We start from the raw sequence: 23,250 nt of genomic DNA, 5'->3' as shown, positions 1-23,250 counted from the left end.
ATGAGCTAGACGCCGACAATCAGATAACCACCGACCAAGGCGATCACACCGCCACTGAGACGCAGCAGCGGCAGCTTACGGCTCAGCTGCTGCATTATGATGCCCAGCGCCACCCCGAGCAGATGGATCACCGCGGTTCCCGTGAGGAAGCCAAGCGCATAGAGCACCGGGCTGGCTAAGGCCGGCATCTCGGCGCCGTGGGCGTGGCCGTGAAAGATGGCAAACAGTCCCACAAATCCCATGGCGAGCAGCAACGGAATGTGCCTACCCAAGGCGATAGCCAGACCAAGCAGCAACACCGACAGGGCGATCCCCAGCTCAACCCAGGGCAAAGCCACGCCATAGAGCCCCAATATGCCACCGACCAACATGAAGGCCATGAAGGCGAGCGGTACCGTCCAGATCGCCCGCCCACCCAACTGGGTGCTCAACAGGCCCACACTCAGCATGGCCAGCAGATGATCGAAACCGAGTACAGGATGATTAAAGCCGGTCATGAAGCCCGCACCATGGGTGATCCCATGGGCAAATACCGGCGTCGTCCACGCCAGCAGCAAAAGGGGAAGTAACCTTGTACGCATATATCCTCTCTATCCTTGAAATATGAGCACCGACAATAGAGGAATTAAGGTTAACTGACTGTGATGGTTAGCCGAAAAGTACAAATAAGTGACTGACAAGCCTAGTCGATAGTGGCCAGCAGATCGTCAAGATCGCTGCAAGTGATATGGGGTAGTTGCCCCTCAGAAATTAGCTGAGGCTTCCTTCCAACCGCCGGATTCAGCCAGGCAGCCTGGCAACCCGCGCGGCGAGCCCCCTGAACATCGGCCTTAAAGCTATCGCCAAGGTGCAAGAGCTGCTGACAGCCGATATCCAGCCTTTGACAGGCCTGATAGAACATATCGGGATAGGGCTTCATGCGGGTGCCATTGCCGGGATGCAGGACGAACTCCAGCACCTCACCCAGTCCAATCCGCTGGGCATCGACATTGCCGTTGGTGATGCCAATCAAGGGATAGTGCTGAGCCAGACGAGCGAGTTTGGCGATCACCTCGGGCGCAACGGTAAAGTCAGAGCGCTGTTCGACAAAGTAGGCCAGGGCCTGCTGCGCCGCCTCACCAGCCTGCGTCTTAGTGTAACCTAAGGTTATCAGCCCCTGCTCCAGGGTCACCAGACGCGCGGCCGAGGTGTCGTGGGCCAGGCTTGGGGATTGTCTTATCAGACTGCGCTTCAATGCCTGCCAGTCATCCAGGCCCCAATCTTGGGTCAGTGGATGCCTTTGTGCCAGAAAGCTTAGCAGGCGCTGCTCGGCGGCCATGATGATGGGCCGGTTATCATACAGGGTATCGTCCAGATCGAAGCTGATCGCCTTAAAGGGTCGTAGACCTATCGCCACACTAACCATTACCACCTCGCTTCTTCGCCCTGGGATGGGCGCCGTCGTAGACCTTGGCGAGATGTTGAAAGTCCAGGCTGGTGTAGACCTGAGTGGTGGACAGGTTGGCATGCCCCAGCAGTTCCTGCACCGCCCTGAGATCGGCGCTAGATTCCAGCATATGGGTTGCAAAGGAGTGGCGCAGCTTATGGGGATGCACCCGGGCATTTAGCCCCTGCTGCTGACCCCACTTGTTTAGCCTGGCCTGTATGCTCCTGTGGGCGAGGCGTTTGCCCTTGACGGTGACAAACAGGGCGTCGTCTTCACAGGGCAAAAGCGAGCGCACCTTGAGCCAGTCGTCGATGGCACTCAGTGCCATTCGGCCAACGGGCACGATACGCTCCTTGCCGCCCTTACCCATGACCTTGACCTGATGCTCGCCGCTGGCGATATCTCGGGTATCTAGGGCCGCCAACTCAGCCAGACGCAGGCCCGAAGAGTAGAACAGCTCCATGATCGCCTTATCCCGCAACGCCAGTGGATCGTCCCCCTCGATAGACAGAAGATGGGTCACTGAATCGAGATCCATATTCTTAGGCAGGGGCTTTTGCTGTTTGGGGGCGCTGAGGTTCAGGCAGGGATCTTTTTTGATATAGCCCTCTTGCAGCAGATAGTGACAAAATTGCTTGAGGGCCGACAGCGTCAGGGCGATGGAGCGAGGCCCCAGCCCCTTGCGATGCAGCTTATTGAGTACGGCTTGCAGCTGTTCGTCGCTGACCTCTGCCCAGATAAAATTCTCGGGGAGGAGTTCGCCGACCCGCTCGAGCTCGAAGCGATAGTTTCTGACCGTGTGGGGAGAGAGCTGCCGCTCACTGACCAGATATGAGACAAATTCCTGCACCCAGTCGTCAGACATCACGGCCTCACAGCTTAGGCAGCAGGTGGTCGAGTAACTGTTTGAGCTGATCCAGCAAGAGGTTATCCATTTCAGGATGGAAATGCATAGGGTCTTGGCTGGCGATGGCAAAGATAACCTGGCCACACTGCTGTGACAGGCGGGACAGCGCCACTGAGCCCACCTCGCAGCCAAACAGACGCTTGGACTCGTTCTGGGTAAGACGGCCGAAGTAGTAGCCCTGCTTCAGGCGTTCGCTCCAGATGTTCGACAGTTCGCTGTCGATATCATGGACAGTGATCAAACGGACATGGGTAAACTGAAATTGCTTCTGCAACTCGCTCGACAGTATCTGCCTCAGGTCACCGAGATCCTCTGCCTGCAACAGCTTGAGCGACAAGGCGGTATTGAACATATAGATCTGTTCGTTACGCGAGGCCATTGCCAGCAAGGAGGTGATCTCCTCCTCCAGCTGAGTCACCCTGGCTCTGAGCATCTCCTGACGACGCTCCACCAGAGAGACGGCGCCGCGTTGCTCGTGGGGGATCCGCATCGCCAGCAACAGCTCGGGGTAGCGGGCGAAGAAGTCGGGATTGTCGAGCAGATACTCGCGGATCAAGACTTCATCGAAGGGCAACTCGGCTTTTTTGTTCATCGCATCATTCATTGCTGTATCTGTCCATCGTATACATGTTCAGCAGGCCCCGTCATCCATAGGGGCTTACCCTCGCCTTCCCAGTTGATGGTTAAGCTACCACCGGGAAGGTCGACCCGCACGCGTCTGGCGAGCTTGCCTTGCAGTTGGCCCACGGCCACGGCCGCACAGGCGCCGCTGCCACAGGCCAAGGTTTCGGCCGCGCCGCGCTCATACACTCTAAGTTTAATATGGTTTGCATCGACCACCTGCATGAAACCTACGTTCACCCCCTTGGGGAAGCGTTCATGCTTGGTCAGCAGTGAACCTATCCGCTCGACATCGGCGTTGGCCACGTCGTCGACCTCGAGCACACAGTGGGGATTTCCCATAGACACGGCGCCGCAGAGGAAGGTCTGCATGCCCTCAGGCATATCGGCCTGCAGCAAGTAGGTCTTCTCCGCCTTCTTGGCATTGAAGGGGATGCGGCTCGGCTCCAGCACAGGGATCCCCATGTTGACCGTGACGCTGCCGTCACGCTCAAGGCGCAAGGTCATCTTGCCAGAAGAGGTACTGACCTTGATTTTCTGCTTGTTGATCAATCCCTTGCTCTTTACGAAGCGCGCAAAACAGCGGGCGCCATTGCCACACTGCTCGACTTCGCTGCCATCGGCATTAAAGATGCGATAGTGAAAATCCAGATCAGGATCATAGGGCGGCTCCACCAACAGGAGCTGATCGAAACCGATGCCGAAGTTGCGATCCGCTAAGCGCTTTATCTGCTCGGGCGAGAAATAGACGTTCTGCGTCACGCCATCGACCACCATAAAGTCATTGCCTAAACCGTGCATCTTGGTGAAATGGATCAAATGTGTTTTCCTTCAAAAAGTAACCGGCCTGCCCTGCTTAAGGGAGGAGTTGTTCACCTTGCCACAATTGCGCGACTTTTTCTCTCTCTCTCACCAAATAATGACGATCGCCATCCACCATCACCTCGGCGGCGCGGGGGCGAGAGTTATAATTTGATGCCATGGTAAAGCCATAGGCACCCGACGAGCGCACCGCCAACAGATCATTGGCCTCGATGTTGAGCGCCCTGTCTTTGCCTAAGAAGTCACCCGTCTCACACACTGGGCCCACCACGTCATATTGGCGGGTCTCACCTGGGCGTGGAACCACAGGGATGATCTTCTGCCAGGCACTATACAGCGAAGGACGAATAAGGTCGTTCATCGCACCGTCGACCAGGGCGAAATTCTTCTCGGCGTTCTCTTTCAGGTAGAGCACCTGAGTCACGAAGATACCGGCATTGGCGGCGATGGCACGGCCCGGCTCGAAGATGAGCTTGAGATCGCGTCCCGCGAGTTTACCAAGCAGGGCACTGGCGTAGGCACTCGGCTCCGGCGGCTGCTCGCCATCATAGGTGACCCCCAGACCGCCGCCCACATCCAGGTGCGCAATCTTCACCCCCTGCTCGGCCAGACGGTCGATGAGGGCCAACATGCGATCCATGGCATCGAGGAAAGGCTGTAACTCGGTGAGCTGCGAGCCGATATGACAATCGGCGCCCTTCACCGCCAGGCCCGGCAATTCATTTGCCCGCAGGAAGATCGCCTCGGCCTCTTCCATGGCGATACCAAACTTGTTCTCTTTCAAGCCAGTCGAGATATAAGGGTGTGTGCCGGCATCTACATCAGGGTTAACCCTCAGTGATACAGGCGCGACTTTGCCCAGCCTCAGTGCGACCAGGTTAAGCTGCTCGAGCTCGGCGGCCGACTCGACATTGAAGCAGTAGATCCCCGCCTCCAGGGCCATCTCCATCTCGGCAACTGTCTTGCCGACGCCAGAGAAGACCACCTTACTCGCCTCACCACCGGCTTCTAATACTCTTGCCAACTCGCCGCCGGAGACGATATCGAAGCCACTGCCCAGACGCGCTAACACATTCAGCACCGCCAGGTTAGAGTTGGCCTTCACCGCGTAGCAGATCATATGAGGATGATCGGCGACCGCATTGTCGAAGGCATGCCAGTGGCGCTCTAGGGTCGCGCGCGAATAGACATAGAGCGGCGTGCCATAGGTTTCTGCGAGCGAGGCAACGGCACACTGCTCGGCATAGAGTTCATCTTGTTGATAGAGAAAGTGATCCACTGGGCTTAATCCTTATTGTTATTCTGCTCGGTTGCTGGTGTGGGCTGTTCCACCTGCGGCTTCTGGTTGTCTTCCTGCGCTGGCGATTTATACAGAGGCCCCTTCTGCCCGCAGCCGCTTAGCACCGCGCTCGCCAACAACATAAGTAAAATCAGTTTCATCTTATTCAACATCAGACATTCCAGTTTCGAGGGGATCACACACGGTAGCCAAAGGGCTCCGTACCTTTTTCATCATGTTTCTCATGATTGTACGCACTATCTCGGCTCCCGGGGGAGAAAAAGATGATTTTTACCCCAAACAGGATAAATCCCCGCTAAAACCCATAAAAATCCACTTTTCATAACTCAGGCATCACCCGGACAAACGAATTCCCTGCTCGGCAAAATCTCACTTTACCGCCATCAAACAGGGCCCTTACCCTTCGCCTGACTCGCCCGCGCACAACCAATATCGAGTCTGTCTGATGTTTGCAGAGATAGGGCCAAAACGTCAAGCTTAACCCAGACTAAAAACCCCGAATGTGAATATTTTTATTCATTGGCAAGCCGAGGCGACCTCCTTAGTTTCTGCAAAGCAGAGGGAAATGCAGGCGACTGGCGACAAACTTCACCTCACAAGCGCCCGGCCAAAGTTAGATATTTGGTAAATTTGGTATTACTATGTGGGCTCTGCAACAACCCACTCCACTGAAGGATGCCCAGATGGCAATGACAGATTCAGAGTATCACCAACTCGCCGACGAAATGTTTACCGCACTTGAAGATGCCATAGAGAGCGCAATCGATGAACAAGATGCCGATATCGACATCGATGCCTCAGGCAATGTTTTGCAACTCGAGTTCCAGGACAAGTCCAAGATAGTCATCAATAAGCAAGAGCCCCTGCATCAGATCTGGGTGGCGACACAGTTTGGTGGATACCACTTCTCTTACGTCAAGGGTAAATGGCTGGATGAGCGCAGCGATGCGGGTGAATTTATGCCCTTCGTGCTCGCCTCTATCCTGCGTCAGGGCGGCATAGCGCTGAGTCTGTAAGACGGCGTTAAAATTCGATGGCTGCCTCGTCGACGTTGACCCCAAAGGGCTGCGCCTGCAGTCGGCCATCGACTCTAACCAAACGGAAAAACTGCGGTAGATTAAAGCGTTCGTTATCCAGATAAGAGTCGGCAAAGGCATGATGATGACTCACCTGACTCACCAGTTCCTCTAGGTTATTCCCCGGCTGAACATAATGATTCAGCTCATTTTTTTCATCCAGCACAAACACGTCTATCCCCTCCTTGCCCGGGCGCAAGAAGTATTGAATCGCGCCGATGGCGGCAAAATCCTGGATCACCTCAGGGATCTTGCTGAAAGGCTCGTTGCCGAGATCCGGCCGCGGCAGCTCGAGCATTCGCTGCTTGGAGAGACGTTGATAGAAGGCCGTGGACTCACTCAGATCCTGATACACCATGCCCTTGGAGTTGAAGAACAGGCCATATTTTATCCCGCCCACCTGCAAGGGGTGCACCATGGTCGACGAAGTTTTCGCCTTGGTACACATGCGATTCGCTCGGTGAACCAGCTGGCTGATGCTGCGCTCTATCTGAGTACTGAGGCGGCTTGAACAGCTCACCACATCCACCTTCACCTGCTGGGGTGCCCGCTGCATGCCTGGGGTAATATAAACCAGGGCATCTAAGATGGCTTCGTTACCCTCGAAATGGTGACAGTGCCACTCTCCCCAGCTGTTTTGGCAGATAACATCTAGCGACTGCACCATATTCCTGTGATGACGCCCCATGGAGAAGATGTTGGCGTTCATGTAGTCGAAGATGATCTCTTGGCCTCGCCATAGCTGAGTCTCATCGCGATTGAAATTGATGAGAAACAGCAGCTGGCGAAAATGCCACGGCTGACACAAGTCCAGCTTAGATGCCCGCCAACGACGCTCCGCCATGATAGTGGGCAGACGCTTGGCCGCCTTAGTGAGCGCCTTATCCTGGCCTTTGCCCTCGCCATAGGCGTACCACTGAGTCTGGGCAGTGGATACGCCATTCAGGCTGGCCCAAATCAATAACTTTGCCTTGCTATGGGAGTGAAATACCGCACGATTCCCCATGAAGTTTTTCGATTCTGGGGTGCAGCGGTAGAGGTAATACTCCTTAGTATTATGGCTGTAGATCACCGTCAGGTGCGCCTCGGCTACCGAGCGGGTCCAGAGCCGGTTGAGGCTGATGATCTGCTTGTCATCCTCGCTAAAATAGGTGTGTAGCTTGCGGGTCAACAGCCCCAACTCGGAGATATTCAGGCTGTCGCTCAGCTTGTTAGCCGAGGCAAATTGTAAGAGGGTCTGATAGCAGCCAAGCATCAACTCATTGAGCTGCTCGTTGAACCACTGCAACTGACCACAGTGCCAGCTGGCGCATTGATCTAAGGTGCGCAGCAGGTTATCGGACCAACCCCAACGCGTCACCAAGGATTGCAACTTATAGTAACGCCAATCTTTAGGGTGTTCGGCCACCGTCAGCCTGATACCACATTTCAAATAGAAACAGCGACGGACGATCTCGAGGCGCCGCTTATCGTTCTTGTATTCCAGATAGTGTTCGATCGATTGATACAGGAGAAAATAGGCATCGTTGAAGGCCGAAAAATCCCCCGCCAGAGTGCGTTGCCACACCTGGGTGGTCACCAGGTTACTATTGGGATAATCGCTGGCATAGGCCTCCAGCAGCATTACCTTGAGCAGCGCCTTATGGGGCTTGTCCAAGCCTTTGTAGAGCTGCCACAGGGAGGCGCCGAAATACTCACTGGCGGGCAGGTTACTCACGTCCCCCAGAAAGAGATGGCTCTCGATCGCCTCGGCCCCTGGCCACCAGGCGACCCGCTTACCGCCGAGACAGATCTGGCTGCGGTAAAATTCTTCCAGCAGCAACCAGTGCTGCACGCTGCCGCTGTTTTCGCACCCCAGGCTGGCGGTCTGAACCACGCCGTCACTACTGCTGGAAATAAACTGTTTTGGATGAACCAGATAGATGTTCACTTCGAGATCGTACTTCCCAAACCAGGCCGTCAGTAGCTGCGACTTATCCTGCAGGGAAGCGATTTCATCGTCGGCCAGGGTTGGGTCATACACCAACCAGACGTCGATATCACTCTTAGGATTTTGCCCAAAACTGGCGGTACTGCCCATGGTATAGACGCCATACAGGGCGCTTTGCTGCTGATGGATCACTTGGGGCTCGCTGAGCCCCAGGGTACGGCAGGCCTCGAGGGCATCGTCACTGGGAAAATATTCGAACACGCCGCTTGGCGTCATGGGGCCGTTGTAACCGGGGAAGTCATTACGATGATAGTGAAATAGCACAGGGATCAGTTGCATCAGATGACGCTGCAGAGGCGTCAACATGGCAAGCGCACGCGCTAAACGCACTTTGTTTAAGCGCTCCGCCGTTGCGATAAAATGCTCTTGCTCTTTCAATTTTAAGCAACCTAGTCCATTTAGCTCACCTATAGCATGCTAACAGCTTAGGCGGAAACAGCAAGTATTTGAGAGCTAGATCACACTTTATCCTCAGGCTGCACAAACCGTAAGCGGGTGAACTTCAAAGAATCGACAGCCATTTCTTACATCTAGCAATTAGCAATGTTAGCATTAGCGCAACTATGGCCTCTGATGGAATATCGAGCATGTCTCAAAACGTCATTCGTATCGCTACACGTAAAAGTCCACTGGCAATGTGGCAAGCTGAATTTGTTAAAGCCGAACTAGAAAAAGCCCATGAGGGATTAGTCGTCGAACTGCTGCCAATGAGCACCAAGGGAGATGTCATCCTGGACACACCATTGGCAAAGGTAGGTGGTAAAGGCTTGTTCGTTAAAGAGTTGGAAGTTGCCATGCTAGAAGGCAAGGCAGATATCGCCGTGCACTCGATGAAAGATGTGCCTGTCGACTTCCCCGAAGGCCTGGGCCTGCAGGTGATCTGCGAGCGTGAAGATCCCCGCGATGCCTTCGTCTCAAATACCTATAAGAATATCGAAGAGTTACCACAGGGCGCCATCGTCGGCACCTCAAGCCTGAGACGCCAATGCCAGATCCGAGCGGCGCGCCCAGATCTTGAGATCCGCGACCTGCGTGGCAACGTGGGCACTCGCCTGGCCAAGCTAGATGCCGGCAACTATGACGCTATCATTCTGGCGGCCGCAGGCCTGAAACGCCTCAAACTCGAAGACCGTATCGCCAGCTTTATCTCGGCGGAAGACTCGCTACCCGCTAACGGTCAAGGCGCCGTGGGTATCGAATGCCGCACCGATGATGAACGCGTCAAGGCGCTGCTGGCACCGCTAGAACATATCGAAACCCGTTACCGCGTGATCGCCGAGCGCGCCATGAACACTCGCCTGGAAGGTGGCTGTCAGGTGCCAATCGGTGCCTATGCGGAAATCGACGGCGACACCCTGTCGCTGCGCGGCCTGGTAGGTAACCCAGACGGTAGCCAGGTGATCCGCGGCGCAACCAGTGGCGCTAAGCAAGATGCTGAGCAGCTGGGTATTGCACTGGCCGATGAGCTGCTATCTAAGGGCGCCAAAGCCATTTTAGATGCGGTATACGCCAAGTAAAAATGAAGCTACTCCTGACGCGCCCTGATGGGCGCAATCAGTCTATGGCCGAGGCACTGTCACAACGTGACGTGCCTTTCACCATAGCGCCTCTGCTAGCGGTCGTCGAAAACCAAGCAGCCGACAATGATCACAAGAAAAAGCTTTTTTATCAGTCTGATATCATCATCTTTATCAGCACCAATGCGGTAGAATATGCCGATATTGCCCTGGCGTCAGCTTGGCCTAAGGATAAGCAATATTTTGCGGTCGGTCAGGCAACCTATTGCGCCCTTAAGGACAAAGGCATTGTGGCCTTTGAGGCCCCCGAGTCTTGCCAGCAAACCGAAGGCCTGCTTACCTTAGCTCAGCTACAAGCCATCACAGGACAACAGATCACCATAGTCCGGGGAGTAGGCGGCCGGGAAGCCCTGGCCAGCGAACTGGCAGATAGAGGCGCCAAAGTCGACTACTGGGAGGTCTATCGCCGCGCCTGCCCTCAGCTAGATCCCCACATTCCCTATGAATGGCGAGAGCAAGCAATTGACACCATAGTGATTACCAGTGGTGAAATTCTGGCCAATCTAATTACACTTGTACCTAAAGAATTATTTGCTTGGCTGCACGCATGTCATATTATAGTGCCCAGCGCACGTGTCTATGACCAAGCCATTGCGGCAGGTTTTACACGGGTCACCAATGCAAAAGCAGCAAACCGCGACGCAGTACTCACAGCCTTAGGTTTACAGGATTAAGCCTTCTTACAAAGCTGCTCGCCGATGTCGCCCTCGTCTTCAAGGATCTGCCTAAATGGACAAAAATACCCAAGAGAGTAAAGCGGTCGCCACCACAGAGCACGATGAGTCTATCGATGCGACCTTTACCGACACGCCACAGGCCAAATCGACGGCATCCCAGGAGACCAAGCCCGCTCAGTCTGGCGGCGGGGTTTCATGGGGATTTCTCTTTAATCTGGTATTTATCCTATTACTCCTGTTTGCCACGGCAACCGGCGGCTTCTACCTGTATCAGGAGCTGACCCAGCAGAAAGAAAAGACGGCCGCACTGGCTAAACAGCTGCAACAGGGGCTGGACGATCCGCGCACCCGCATTACCCACCTAGAGCAGCAGCAACGCGCGACAGAAAATCAATTCGATCAAAAACTTGCCCAGCTACAAGCCAAACAGGGTGAGGTGCAGGATCAGGTTAACAAGTTGGCACAGCGCAACCCCAACCATTGGATGGCCGAGGAAGCCAAATACCTGGTCAGAATGGCGGGTAATAAGCTGTGGCTAGAGAAAGATCCCCAGACGGCGCTTAGCCTGCTGGAGGCCGCGGACGATCGCATCGAAACCATGAAAGATCCGTCGCTTACGCCGATCCGTAAGGCCTTGGCGCGAGACATGAACGATGTCGCCGCCATCAAGAGTACCGACGTCGCCGGCACTGTGCTCAGCCTGGACACCATCATAGAGCGTCTGCCTAAACTCAAGGTCAATCGCAGCGAGTCCAAGATCAACGCCAAAGACGACTCGCTGCAGGTCACCGAATCTATCGATGACTGGCAGAGTAATCTGGCCAAATCTTGGCAGGCACTCATCGAAGAGTTCGTCATCATACGCAAACGCACCACAGACCCAGCACCGCTACTGGCGCCCGATCAACAGTGGTATCTTGTTGAAAACATTCGCAACAAGCTCCTGCAGGCGCAACTGGCGCTGTTCCGTCAAGATCAAGTGAACTACCGTCAGTCGGTGACCCTGGCCAGAAAATGGATCTTCCAGTATTTCGATCTCGACGATAACAAGACCGAGCAGACCCTGGCCGCACTGGATGCACTGGCCACCCTGGAAATTCAGTCGCCCACCATAGAGCAATTTGCCGCTACGCCGCTGCTACAGCAGCTAGTGAACAACGGCAGCCTGATTAAGGATCGGGAGACATCGCTATGATAAGAGCCTTGATCTACCTGGTAATCGTCATCATAGGCCTAATTGCCAGCCCCTATCTCTCCTGGCTAAAAGGCTATATCTATATTGCCATCGGCGACTATGAACTTGAAACCAGTCTGGTATTTGCCATTTTTGCCGCCGTCATGTTTTACGTGGGCTTGGTCTTACTGGAAATGCTGGTCGTCTGGAGCGTGAACCTAATCCTAAACAGCCGTCTGTTACCGGAAAAGTGGCGTCGTAAGGCAGCCAGAAAACACACACTCACAGGCGCCTTAGCCCTGGCCGAAGAAGATTGGTCGACCGCCGAAAAGGCGATGGCCCGTGGCGCCGATAAGGGCGAGATCCCGGCGTTGAACCTGCTAGCCGCCGCCCGCGCCGCCCAACACAGAAACGACCATGACGCCCGCGATCATTACCTCAACGAGGCGGCCAAAGATCCTGCGGCCTACAAGGCTGTACTCACGACTCGAGTAAGATACCTGCTTCAACAAGGCGAACTCACCCGGGCGCGCGCCCTGCTGGACGAGCTCAACCCGACCAGCAAGAGCAAGCCACCAGTATTGGGTTTGGCACTCGATCTCTATCGCGCTCAGCAAGATTGGTCGGCCCTCAAGCTGCTACTTCCCATCGTTAAGAAGCGCGGCATCATAGACGAAACCGAGCATCAAGAACTTAACGCCGAGGTTAACCTGGAGCTGCTCAAGCAAGCTGCGGGGCAGAACGAACAGGCATTAGAAAAAGCCTGGCACTGGCTTTCCCGCGCAGAACGTAAGCAAACCGAGTTTATTGCACAATATGCCCTGGGCCTCGCCAAATTCGAGCGTAGAGATGAGGCGATAAAGCTGTTGATGAAACAGGCGAAACAGCAGCCCACACAGGCGATCTTCGACGCCCTGCCCCAGGTGCTGACCCCAGCGGATCTCGACGCGAGAAAGCAACTTTTTGAACTTGAAAAGAAACTCGGCGAGCAAACCGAATACCAGGCCTGTATCGCCGCGCTGTACGATCAAAGCAAGGAGTTCAGAGAGTCTCAAAAATGGTGGGCTAAAGTCTGCCAGCAATCCCCCACCAAACAGCGCTGGCTGGCGCTTGCCGAGGCCTGCGAACACCTGGGTGAACAGAACCAGGCACTGCAGAATTACCGAAAAGCGGCAATTTTTTGACGCTTTTTTATACTGTTTTCAACTAAGAAACCACCTTTACTGGTGGTTTTTTATTTATAAAAATGCACCCAACCAGCTTCCTTACATATAACCCGCATTAAAACAATTAATTAGTTGTATTTTTATAAAAACACACTATTTCACCCTATTTTTCCCTTAATTACCGCTATTTGACAGCTATCCAATGCCAACCACACTTAAAGAGCTAAACCACGTGGATATACCAATAGCAAGCGCAAAACAGAACTCTTTTGCTCTTGATTTTACTCTTTGTAGAGCGAGACATGATTATGGGTGCTTCAATCACAACACAGGATGCAGTAGTTGTTAACCTTGTAGGCGAACTCAAGGTTAAAGATGAACAAGGAAATATCAGAGAGGTAAAAATAGGCGACCTGATCCATGCCGGGGAGCAACTTATATTTTCACCCAATGCTAAGTTTAATCTTGAATATGAAGATGGCTCATCAACGACCCAAGCCAACTTGATGCAAGACACGCTTAATCAAGATACAACGGTGAGCCAGGACACCAGTCAGGGACAACAGAGCGACGCCGCGCCGCAAACCGACACGCCAGTAGCCCTAGATCCCGAAATCGCCGCGCTGCAGGCGCAGATATTGGCCGGTGAAGATCCGACCCAAGGACTGCCTGAAACCGCCGCCGGTGCAGGCACGCCGACCAACCAGGGCGACGCTTACTTCGTCTCCGTCGGCAGAACCGGTGATGAAACCCTCGCCGATGCCGGCTGGGACACAGCAGGCTTCCCACTGACACCCGATACCACGGTTGAAGAGGTGATCATTCCCGAGCTTCAACCCAGTGCGCCCACTGTCTCCTCTGCGACCTTCTCGCTATTTGAGGCCAACCTGGCCCAGGGTAGTTCACCTTCTGCACTACTCACCAATTTTGCCAACAGCATTCAAACAGCTGCAGATGCGGGTATTAGCAGCCTGACTATCAATGGCATCAATATCATTAGTGGCGGCCAATTTGCTGGCCCCATAGTAATCAACACGCCCAATGGTGTCCTCACCATCACCGGCTTTGACAGCGCGTCGGGACAATTTACCTACGACTACGCTTTCAATAGCTCAGCCGATCACAGCGCTGGCGACCAGCTGCAGTTCCTGTTCAATATAGAATTGGTCGATAATCAAGGCGATATCGCCACAGGTACCATTACCGTCAATATTATCGACGATCAGCCAGAAGGGTTCGCCGACAGCAACGCCGTCACCGAAGATACGGCTATAGTGGCAACAGGCAACGTACTCGGCAACGACATACAAGGTGCAGACTCAGCAGAGGTTACCGCTGTCACTAACAGCCAAGGCACCTCAATTAGCCTTGGTGAAACCAATAGCATCCAAGGTCAGTTCGGAGTACTCACCCTGTTTGCCGATGGTAGCTATAGCTATCAACTCAACAATGGAGCCAGCGCAGTACAATCACTCGCACTAGGCCAGCAGATAACCGAAACCTTTAACTACCTGCTAACCGATAGCGATGGCGACTCGGTACTCGTCCCGCTAACCATTACCATTACAGGTACTAATGACACTCCCATCATCACCTCGAACATTGAAGCCGCCACCGGTAGCGTACTGGAAGCCGGCGTCATGGATGGTGGTAACGTGCCCGAGCCTGGCAGCCTAGTCACCGGCGGTACCTTAACCGCAGCAGATGTGGATAACGGCGCCAGCTGGACCTGGAGCGGTGTGCCTCAGGTCAGCGACTACGGTACCTTTAGCATCAACGCCAGCACCGGGGAGTGGAGCTACACCCTGGCCGATAACGCCCTGGTCGATGCCCTCGCCCAAGGCGAGACCCATGAGGAGACCTTCCTGGTCACCGTCACCGACGAGCACGGTGCCTACAGCACCCAGCTGGTCACGGTCACCGTTACCGGTACCAACGATATTCCGGTCATCACCTCGAACATTGAAGCCGCCACCGGTAGCGTACTGGAAGCCGGCGTCATGGATGGTGGTAACGTGCCTGAGCCTGGCAGCCTAGTCACCGGCGGTACCTTAACCGCAGCAGATGTGGACAACGGCGCCAGCTGGACCTGGAGCGGTGTGCCTCAGGTCAGCGACTACGGTACCTTTAGCATCAACGCCAGCACCGGGGAGTGGAGCTACACCCTGGCCGATAACGCCCTGGTCGATGCCCTCGCCCAAGGCGAGACCCATGAGGAGACCTTCCTGGTCACCGTCACCGACGAGCACGGTGCCTACAGCACCCAGCTGGTCACGGTCACCGTTACCGGTACCAACGATATTCCGGTCATCACCTCGAACATTGAAGCCGCCACCGGTAGCGTACTGGAAGCCGGCGTCATGGATGGTGGTAACGTGCCCGAGCCTGGCAGCCTAGTCACCGGCGGTACCTTAACCGCAGCAGATGTGGATAACGGCGCCAGCTGGACCTGGAGCGGTGTGCCTCAGGTCAGCGACTACGGTACCTTTAGCATCAACGCCAGCACCGGGGAGTGGAGCTACACCCTGGCCGATAACGCCCTGGTCGATGCCCTCGCCCAAGGCGAGACCCATGAGGAGACCTTCCTGGTCACCGTCACCGACGAGCACGGTGCCTACAGCACCCAGCTGGTCACGGTCACCGTTACCGGTACCAACGATATTCCGGTCATCACCTCGAACATTGAAGCCGCCACCGGTAGCGTACTGGAAGCCGGCGTCATGGATGGTGGTAACGTGCCTGAGCCTGGCAGCCTAGTCACCGGCGGTACCTTAACCGCAGCAGATGTGGACAACGGCGCCAGCTGGACCTGGAGCGGTGTGCCTCAGGTCAGCGACTACGGTACCTTTAGCATCAACGCCAGCACCGGGGAGTGGAGCTACACCCTGGCCGATAACGCCCTGGTCGATGCCCTCGCCCAAGGCGAGACCCATGAGGAGACCTTCCTGGTCACCGTCACCGACGAGCACGGTGCCTACAGCACCCAGCTGGTCACGGTCACCGTTACCGGTACCAACGATATTCCGGTCATCACCTCGAACATTGAAGCCGCCACCGGTAGCGTACTGGAAGCCGGCGTCATGGATGGTGGTAACGTGCCTGAGCCTGGCAGCCTAGTCACCGGCGGTACCTTAACCGCAGCAGATGTGGACAACGGCGCCAGCTGGACCTGGAGCGGTGTGCCTCAGGTCAGCGACTACGGTACCTTTAGCATCAACGCCAGCACCGGGGAGTGGAGCTACACCCTGGCCGATAACGCCCTGGTCGATGCCCTCGCCCAAGGCGAGACCCATGAGGAGACCTTCCTGGTCACCGTCACCGACGAGCACGGTGCCTACAGCACCCAGCTGGTCACGGTCACCGTTACCGGTACCAACGATATTCCGGTCATCACCTCGAACATTGAAGCCGCCACCGGTAGCGTACTGGAAGCCGGCGTCATGGATGGTGGTAACGTGCCCGAGCCTGGCAGCCTAGTCACCGGCGGTACCTTAACCGCAGCAGATGTGGATAACGGCGCCAGCTGGACCTGGAGCGGTGTGCCTCAGGTCAGCGACTACGGTACCTTTAGCATCAACGCCAGCACCGGGGAGTGGAGCTACACCCTGGCCGATAACGCCCTGGTCGATGCCCTCGCCCAAGGCGAGACCCATGAGGAGACCTTCCTGGTCACCGTCACCGACGAGCACGGTGCCTACAGCACCCAGCTGGTCACGGTCACCGTTACCGGTACCAACGATATTCCGGTCATCACCTCGAACATTGAAGCCGCCACCGGTAGCGTACTGGAAGCCGGCGTCATGGATGGTGGTAACGTGCCTGAGCCTGGCAGCCTAGTCACCGGCGGTACCTTAACCGCAGCAGATGTGGACAACGGCGCCAGCTGGACCTGGAGCGGTGTGCCTCAGGTCAGCGACTACGGTACCTTTAGCATCAACGCCAGCACCGGGGAGTGGAGCTACACCCTGGCCGATAACGCCCTGGTCGATGCCCTCGCCCAAGGCGAGACCCATGAGGAGACCTTCCTGGTCACCGTCACCGACGAGCACGGTGCCTACAGCACCCAGCTGGTCACGGTCACCGTTACCGGTACCAACGATATTCCGGTCATCACCTCGAACATTGAAGCCGCCACCGGTAGCGTACTGGAAGCCGGCGTCATGGATGGTGGTAACGTGCCCGAGCCTGGCAGCCTAGTCACCGGCGGTACCTTAACCGCAGCAGATGTGGACAACGGCGCCAGCTGGACCTGGAGCGGTGTGCCTCAGGTCAGCGACTACGGTACCTTTAGCATCAACGCCAGCACCGGGGAGTGGAGCTACACCCTAGCCGATAACGCCCTGGTCGATGCCCTCGCCCAAGGCGAGACCCATGAGGAGACCTTCCTGGTCACCGTCACCGACGAGCACGGTGCCTACAGCACCCAGCTGGTCACGGTCACCGTTACCGGTACCAATGATATTCCGGTCATCACCTCAAACATTGAAGCCGCCACCGGTAGCGTACTGGAAGCCGGCGTCATGGATGGTGGTAACGTGCCTGAGCCTGGCAGCCTAGTCACCGGCGGTACCTTAACCGCAGCAGATGTGGACAACGGCGCCAGCTGGACCTGGAGCGGTGTGCCTCAGGTCAGCGACTACGGTACCTTTAGCATCAACGCCAGCACCGGGGAGTGGAGCTACACCCTGGCCGATAACGCCCTGGTCGATGCCCTCGCCCAAGGCGAGACCCATGAGGAGACCTTCCTGGTCACCGTCACCGACGAGCACGGTGCCTACAGCACCCAGCTGGTCACGGTCACCGTTACCGGTACCAACGATATTCCGGTCATCACCTCGAACATTGAAGCCGCCACCGGTAGCGTACTGGAAGCCGGCGTCATGGATGGTGGTAACGTGCCCGAGCCTGGCAGCCTAGTCACCGGCGGTACCTTAACCGCAGCAGATGTGGACAACGGCGCCAGCTGGACCTGGAGCGGTGTGCCTCAGGTCAGCGACTACGGTACCTTTAGCATCAACGCCAGCACCGGGGAGTGGAGCTACACCCTGGCCGATAACGCCCTGGTCGATGCCCTCGCCCAAGGCGAGACCCATGAGGAGACCTTCCTGGTCACCGTCACCGACGAGCACGGTGCCTACAGCACCCAGCTGGTCACGGTCACCGTTACCGGTACCAACGATATTCCGGTCATCACCTCGAACATTGAAGCCGCCACCGGTAGCGTACTGGAAGCCGGCGTCATGGATGGTGGTAACGTGCCTGAGCCTGGCAGCCTAGTCACCGGCGGTACCTTAACCGCAGCAGATGTGGACAACGGCGCCAGCTGGACCTGGAGCGGTGTGCCTCAGGTCAGCGACTACGGTACCTTTAGCATCAACGCCAGCACCGGGGAGTGGAGCTACACCCTGGCCGATAACGCCCTGGTCGATGCCCTCGCCCAAGGCGAGACCCATGAGGAGACCTTCCTGGTCACCGTCACCGACGAGCACGGTGCCTACAGCACCCAGCTGGTCACGGTCACCGTTACCGGTACCAACGATATTCCGGTCATCACCTCGAACATTGAAGCCGCCACCGGTAGCGTACTGGAAGCCGGCGTCATGGATGGTGGTAACGTGCCTGAGCCTGGCAGCCTAGTCACCGGCGGTACCTTAACCGCAGCAGATGTGGACAACGGCGCCAGCTGGACCTGGAGCGGTGTGCCTCAGGTCAGCGACTACGGTACCTTTAGCATCAACGCCAGCACCGGGGAGTGGAGCTACACCCTGGCCGATAACGCCCTGGTCGATGCCCTCGCCCAAGGCGAGACCCATGAGGAGACCTTCCTGGTCACCGTCACCGACGAGCACGGTGCCTACAGCACCCAGCTGGTCACGGTCACCGTTACCGGTACCAACGATATTCCGGTCATCACCTCGAACATTGAAGCCGCCACCGGTAGCGTACTGGAAGCCGGCGTCATGGATGGTGGTAACGTGCCCGAGCCTGGCAGCCTAGTCACCGGCGGTACCTTAACCGCAGCAGATGTGGATAACGGCGCCAGCTGGACCTGGAGCGGTGTGCCTCAGGTCAGCGACTACGGTACCTTTAGCATCAACGCCAGCACCGGGGAGTGGAGCTACACCCTGGCCGATAACGCCCTGGTCGATGCCCTCGCCCAAGGCGAGACCCATGAGGAGACCTTCCTGGTCACCGTCACCGACGAGCACGGTGCCTACAGCACCCAGCTGGTCACGGTCACCGTTACCGGTACCAACGATATTCCGGTCATCACCTCGAACATTGAAGCCGCCACCGGTAGCGTACTGGAAGCCGGCGTCATGGATGGTGGTAACGTGCCTGAGCCTGGCAGCCTAGTCACCGGCGGTACCTTAACCGCAGCAGATGTGGACAACGGCGCCAGCTGGACCTGGAGCGGTGTGCCTCAGGTCAGCGACTACGGTACCTTTAGCATCAACGCCAGCACCGGGGAGTGGAGCTACACCCTGGCCGATAACGCCCTGGTCGATGCCCTCGCCCAAGGCGAGACCCATGAGGAGACCTTCCTGGTCACCGTCACCGACGAGCACGGTGCCTACAGCACCCAGCTGGTCACGGTCACCGTTACCGGTACCAACGATATTCCGGTCATCACCTCGAACATTGAAGCCGCCACCGGTAGCGTACTGGAAGCCGGCGTCATGGATGGTGGTAACGTGCCTGAGCCTGGCAGCCTAGTCACCGGCGGTACCTTAACCGCAGCAGATGTGGACAACGGCGCCAGCTGGACCTGGAGCGGTGTGCCTCAGGTCAGCGACTACGGTACCTTTAGCATCAACGCCAGCACCGGGGAGTGGAGCTACACCCTGGCCGATAACGCCCTGGTCGATGCCCTCGCCCAAGGCGAGACCCATGAGGAGACCTTCCTGGTCACCGTCACCGACGAGCACGGTGCCTACAGCACCCAGCTGGTCACGGTCACCGTTACCGGTACCAACGATATTCCGGTCATCACCTCGAACATTGAAGCCGCCACCGGTAGCGTACTGGAAGCCGGCGTCATGGATGGTGGTAACGTGCCCGAGCCTGGCAGCCTAGTCACCGGCGGTACCTTAACCGCAGCAGATGTGGATAACGGCGCCAGCTGGACCTGGAGCGGTGTGCCTCAGGTCAGCGACTACGGTACCTTTAGCATCAACGCCAGCACCGGGGAGTGGAGCTACACCCTGGCCGATAACGCCCTGGTCGATGCCCTCGCCCAAGGCGAGACCCATGAGGAGACCTTCCTGGTCACCGTCACCGACGAGCACGGTGCCTACAGCACCCAGCTGGTCACGGTCACCGTTACCGGTACCAACGATATTCCGGTCATCACCTCGAACATTGAAGCCGCCACCGGTAGCGTACTGGAAGCCGGCGTCATGGATGGTGGTAACGTGCCTGAGCCTGGCAGCCTAGTCACCGGCGGTACCTTAACCGCAGCAGATGTGGACAACGGCGCCAGCTGGACCTGGAGCGGTGTGCCTCAGGTCAGCGACTACGGTACCTTTAGCATCAACGCCAGCACCGGGGAGTGGAGCTACACCCTGGCCGATAACGCCCTGGTCGATGCCCTCGCCCAAGGCGAGACCCATGAGGAGACCTTCCTGGTCACCGTCACCGACGAGCACGGTGCCTACAGCACCCAGCTGGTCACGGTCACCGTTACCGGTACCAACGATATTCCGGTCATCACCTCGAACATTGAAGCCGCCACCGGTAGCGTACTGGAAGCCGGCGTCATGGATGGTGGTAACGTGCCCGAGCCTGGCAGCCTAGTCACCGGCGGTACCTTAACCGCAGCAGATGTGGACAACGGCGCCAGCTGGACCTGGAGCGGTGTGCCTCAGGTCAGCGACTACGGTACCTTTAGCATCAACGCCAGCACCGGGGAGTGGAGCTACACCCTAGCCGATAACGCCCTGGTCGATGCCCTCGCCCAAGGCGAGACCCATGAGGAGACCTTCCTGGTCACCGTCACCGACGAGCACGGTGCCTACAGCACCCAGCTGGTCACGGTCACCGTTACCGGTACCAATGATATTCCGGTCATCACCTCAAACATTGAAGCCGCCACCGGTAGCGTACTGGAAGCCGGCGTCATGGATGGTGGTAACGTGCCTGAGCCAGGCAGCCTAGTCACCGGCGGCACCTTAACCGCAGCAGATGTGGATAACGGCGCCAGCTGGACCTGGAGCGGTGTGCCTCAGGTCAGCGATTACGGTACCTTCAGCATCAACGCCAGCACCGGGGAGTGGAGCTACACCCTGGCCGATAACGCCCTGGTCAATGCCCTCGCCCAAGGCGAGACCCATGAGGAGACCTTCCTGGTCACCGTCACCGACGAGCACGGTGCCTACAGCACCCAGCTGGTCACGGTCACCGTTACCGGTACCAACGATATTCCGGTGCTTACGATTGATAAGACAAGTGGCTTGGTCACCGAAGATGACTCAGACCCAATGTTGACCGATACAGGAACGTTAAGTTTTACAGATGTAGACGATGAGTATTTACCAGAATATGTAGGCCACGATCTGTCTGCTAGTTATGTCGCTAACAGCTTAATGTGGAGTGGAGGCGATATAACAGACGTCCTGAGCGCCGATCAAATTCAAGCGCTCATCGACGGATTTAGCGTTTATCAAGATCATTGGGATTACTCAATTCTCAACTCACTCGTGCAGTTCCTAGCGGCCAATGAAACCATTACTCTTAGCTTCGATGTCACAGTGACGGACAAGCATGGGGCTTACGATACCCAAACGGTCACTATCACCATTAATGGTAATAATGATCCGATTGAGGGTGAGTTTGCTAAAGAGATCTGGGTACCCGCCTCACTTGCAGAAATAGCCATACCTTATCTAGATGGTTATCCGCTTGGTATCGATGTGCCAACGGATCAGGACTATAACGATGTCATTACAATTACTGGATTAAGTCTATCCTTCGTTGATCCCGACGAAACAGCCGACATAGGTGAGATCTGGTACGTCGATGACGATACGGGCGTATTAACCCTGTATGACTTCGATAATCCAGTCGTGCTTTCTGCTTCAGAGCTAGGTAGCCTGGTGTATGTCCCAGGAGATAATGCAGGTATTGAAGATCAACTGGATATCAACCTAACCTTCACGGTCAACTCAGGTTCCGATAGCGTCGATGGCAACTTTGTCATACATACGGTTCCAGCAAATAGCCTGGGCGGAAATACCGTACTAATCGGTGATGGCTCATCACCATTGACGTCAGGTAATGACCAAGATGCTTATCTGACTGTCAGCAGTGCATTTGCCAGCGCCATAAACTTAGATCCAAGCAGCGGTGCATTAGATCTATTTACCGATTTCCAAAAATCACCTTTCGACATCCCAATTCCTAACGGCGAGATTGGTGGACAGACTGGCATTGAAAGGGAGGAAGAAGTATCTGTAAGACTGACCATTAACGGTATCACCTTTATTGTGATAGCAGCAGCGAATGGCGTAACAGATTGGTTCTATGACGCTAACTCCGGTTTGATGAGTGCTCATATCTCTTATACAAACATTCTAATGGAATCTGACAATAGCATCACCCTGGCCGATTATCTCGGTGCCAATCCTGTCGATCCAGGTGATATTTGGACCATTACTTACTTGGATAATGATGGTGGCTCTTATCAGGCACGCTTTGTTCAGGCAACCTTTACCCATGAATTGCTCCCTGATACCGCAGTAACGGTCACAGGAACTGATAATGTCGATAACCTTATTTTCGGTACTACAGAAGGAGACTCATTAACTGGGGCAAACCTTGATGACGAAATTTATGGTCGAGAAGGTAACGACTCCATATTCGGATTGGAAGGCGACGATCAACTCATCGGTGGCTCTGGTGACGATCTGATCGAAGGCGGAAGTGGTAATGACATCATCTTAGGAGGCCTAGGAAACGACACTATCGATGGCGGCATAGGCGCCGATATACTCATTGGTGGTGCGGGCAGCGACACCATAGATGCAGGTATAGATAGCGATATAGATACCTTTGTTTGGGATGTTGGGTCCGATGACAACAGCGTAGATACTGTGCTCAACTTCGATATCAGTATGGATAAGCTAGATTTGTCTGCCATATTGGTTGATGAAGAGAGTGGTGTATATGCTTTAGATCAATACTTAGCGTTCAATTTCAGTGGTGGTAACACTGAGATCTCTGTTGATGCCAACCATGATGGAGTGGTGGATCTCACTATAGTATTGAACAATGTTGACTTAACCAATAACAACACCTTAAGTGATGCTCAGATCATCAACAACCTACTCGGTAACGAAAACTTGGTAATTGATACAATTCCATAACAGCTGACATTATCGCGACACCCTGTAAGGCCAAGCCCTAACAATTAGTGGTTTGGCCTTTTTGTTTGTCAATCTTAAGCATTACAAACTGAGAGTATACCTTAGCTTTAGCATTATTTGCGCGTCAAAAAATTGACCACTGTACAGACT

At 55.7% G+C, this 23,250-nt stretch carries 14 protein-coding genes; 6 read left to right on the top strand and 8 right to left on the bottom strand.

The window, feature by feature from the left end; all coding sequences use genetic code 11:
• Positions 1 to 5: 5 nt before the first annotated feature.
• The 7 genes from K0I63_RS01675 to lptM form a co-directional block, all read right to left on the bottom strand.
• Positions 6 to 581, bottom strand: a complete 576-nt coding sequence (locus K0I63_RS01675) for a HupE/UreJ family protein (RefSeq protein ID WP_220072863.1) — start codon at positions 579 to 581, stop codon at positions 6 to 8.
• Between the two features lie 101 nt (positions 582 to 682).
• The gene (locus K0I63_RS01670; RefSeq protein ID WP_220083355.1) at positions 683 to 1,405 is read right to left on the bottom strand and encodes an HAD-IA family hydrolase; all 723 of its coding nucleotides are present in this window, start codon (positions 1,403 to 1,405) and stop codon (positions 683 to 685) included.
• Positions 1,398 to 2,291 carry a tyrosine recombinase XerC gene (xerC, locus tag K0I63_RS01665; RefSeq protein WP_220082311.1) on the bottom strand — a complete coding sequence of 298 codons (894 nt, stop codon included), beginning with the start codon at positions 2,289 to 2,291 and terminating at the stop codon, positions 1,398 to 1,400. The genes K0I63_RS01670 and xerC overlap by 8 nt, the downstream gene beginning before the upstream one ends.
• Before the next feature lie 7 nt (positions 2,292 to 2,298).
• On the bottom strand, positions 2,299 to 2,937 hold the full coding sequence (locus K0I63_RS01660; protein ID WP_186300552.1) for a DUF484 family protein: 639 nt from the start codon (positions 2,935 to 2,937) through the stop codon (positions 2,299 to 2,301).
• Positions 2,934 to 3,773 (bottom strand): diaminopimelate epimerase, encoded by an 840-nt coding sequence (gene dapF, locus K0I63_RS01655; RefSeq protein WP_011864129.1) that lies wholly within the window; start codon positions 3,771 to 3,773, stop codon positions 2,934 to 2,936. Before dapF ends, K0I63_RS01660 begins: the two co-directional genes overlap by 4 nt.
• Positions 3,774 to 3,810: 37 nt before the next feature.
• The gene (gene lysA / locus K0I63_RS01650; protein ID WP_220082310.1) at positions 3,811 to 5,055 is read right to left on the bottom strand and encodes a diaminopimelate decarboxylase; all 1,245 of its coding nucleotides are present in this window, start codon (positions 5,053 to 5,055) and stop codon (positions 3,811 to 3,813) included.
• A 5-nt stretch (positions 5,056 to 5,060) separates the two neighbouring features.
• Positions 5,061 to 5,228 carry an LPS translocon maturation chaperone LptM gene (lptM, locus tag K0I63_RS01645; protein WP_220082309.1) on the bottom strand — a complete coding sequence of 56 codons (168 nt, stop codon included), beginning with the start codon at positions 5,226 to 5,228 and terminating at the stop codon, positions 5,061 to 5,063.
• A gap of 531 nt (positions 5,229 to 5,759) precedes the next feature.
• Here lptM and cyaY point away from each other — a divergent pair.
• On the top strand, positions 5,760 to 6,092 hold the full coding sequence (gene cyaY, locus K0I63_RS01640) for an iron donor protein CyaY (RefSeq protein WP_220082308.1): 333 nt from the start codon (positions 5,760 to 5,762) through the stop codon (positions 6,090 to 6,092).
• A 7-nt stretch (positions 6,093 to 6,099) separates the two neighbouring features.
• Here cyaY and K0I63_RS01635 read toward each other — a convergent pair whose 3' ends face one another.
• Positions 6,100 to 8,520, bottom strand: coding sequence for a class I adenylate cyclase (locus tag K0I63_RS01635; RefSeq protein ID WP_220082307.1), 2,421 nt, complete (start codon positions 8,518 to 8,520; stop codon positions 6,100 to 6,102).
• A gap of 209 nt (positions 8,521 to 8,729) precedes the next feature.
• On the opposite strand from K0I63_RS01635, the gene hemC reads away from it, so the two are divergent.
• The 5 genes from hemC to K0I63_RS01610 all read left to right on the top strand — a co-directional run bounded on the left by hemC (position 8,730) and on the right by K0I63_RS01610 (position 23,100).
• On the top strand, positions 8,730 to 9,659 hold the full coding sequence (gene hemC, locus K0I63_RS01630; protein ID WP_144200113.1) for a hydroxymethylbilane synthase: 930 nt from the start codon (positions 8,730 to 8,732) through the stop codon (positions 9,657 to 9,659).
• Between the two features lie 2 nt (positions 9,660 to 9,661).
• Positions 9,662 to 10,393, top strand: coding sequence for a uroporphyrinogen-III synthase (locus tag K0I63_RS01625; RefSeq protein ID WP_220082306.1), 732 nt, complete (start codon positions 9,662 to 9,664; stop codon positions 10,391 to 10,393).
• A gap of 55 nt (positions 10,394 to 10,448) precedes the next feature.
• Positions 10,449 to 11,591, top strand: coding sequence for a uroporphyrinogen-III C-methyltransferase (locus tag K0I63_RS01620; protein WP_220082305.1), 1,143 nt, complete (start codon positions 10,449 to 10,451; stop codon positions 11,589 to 11,591).
• The gene (locus K0I63_RS01615; RefSeq protein WP_220082304.1) at positions 11,588 to 12,754 is read left to right on the top strand and encodes a heme biosynthesis HemY N-terminal domain-containing protein; all 1,167 of its coding nucleotides are present in this window, start codon (positions 11,588 to 11,590) and stop codon (positions 12,752 to 12,754) included. Before K0I63_RS01620 ends, K0I63_RS01615 begins: the two co-directional genes overlap by 4 nt.
• 290 nt (positions 12,755 to 13,044) lie before the next feature.
• Positions 13,045 to 23,100: a retention module-containing protein gene (locus K0I63_RS01610; protein WP_220082303.1), complete on the top strand. Its 10,056-nt coding sequence runs from the start codon at positions 13,045 to 13,047 to the stop codon at positions 23,098 to 23,100.
• Positions 23,101 to 23,250 lie beyond the last annotated feature (150 nt).

Origin of the sequence: Shewanella rhizosphaerae (genome assembly GCF_019457655.1) — a bacterium.
GTDB classification, from domain to species: Bacteria; Pseudomonadota; Gammaproteobacteria; order Enterobacterales; family Shewanellaceae; genus Shewanella; species Shewanella loihica.
Note: the sequence above shows the minus strand (reverse complement) of the source record. Positions and strands in the feature narration are given on the sequence as shown.

What these genes read in the sequence shown, in the direction of transcription:
- K0I63_RS01625 (WP_220082306.1), top strand. Translation starts at nt 9,662, where the DNA reads ATGAAGCTACTCCTGACGCGCCCTGATGGGCGCAATCAGTCTATGGCC.
- xerC (WP_220082311.1), bottom strand. Translation starts at nt 2,291, where the DNA reads ATGTCTGACGACTGGGTGCAGGAATTTGTCTCATATCTGGTCAGTGAG.
- hemC (WP_144200113.1), top strand. Translation starts at nt 8,730, where the DNA reads ATGTCTCAAAACGTCATTCGTATCGCTACACGTAAAAGTCCACTGGCA.
- K0I63_RS01670 (WP_220083355.1), bottom strand. Translation starts at nt 1,405, where the DNA reads ATGGTTAGTGTGGCGATAGGTCTACGACCCTTTAAGGCGATCAGCTTC.
- K0I63_RS01610 (WP_220082303.1), top strand. Translation starts at nt 13,045, where the DNA reads ATGGGTGCTTCAATCACAACACAGGATGCAGTAGTTGTTAACCTTGTA.
- K0I63_RS01620 (WP_220082305.1), top strand. Translation starts at nt 10,449, where the DNA reads ATGGACAAAAATACCCAAGAGAGTAAAGCGGTCGCCACCACAGAGCAC.
- lptM (WP_220082309.1), bottom strand. Translation starts at nt 5,228, where the DNA reads ATGTTGAATAAGATGAAACTGATTTTACTTATGTTGTTGGCGAGCGCG.
- K0I63_RS01675 (WP_220072863.1), bottom strand. Translation starts at nt 581, where the DNA reads ATGCGTACAAGGTTACTTCCCCTTTTGCTGCTGGCGTGGACGACGCCG.
- K0I63_RS01615 (WP_220082304.1), top strand. Translation starts at nt 11,588, where the DNA reads ATGATAAGAGCCTTGATCTACCTGGTAATCGTCATCATAGGCCTAATT.
- cyaY (WP_220082308.1), top strand. Translation starts at nt 5,760, where the DNA reads ATGGCAATGACAGATTCAGAGTATCACCAACTCGCCGACGAAATGTTT.
- K0I63_RS01660 (WP_186300552.1), bottom strand. Translation starts at nt 2,937, where the DNA reads ATGAATGATGCGATGAACAAAAAAGCCGAGTTGCCCTTCGATGAAGTC.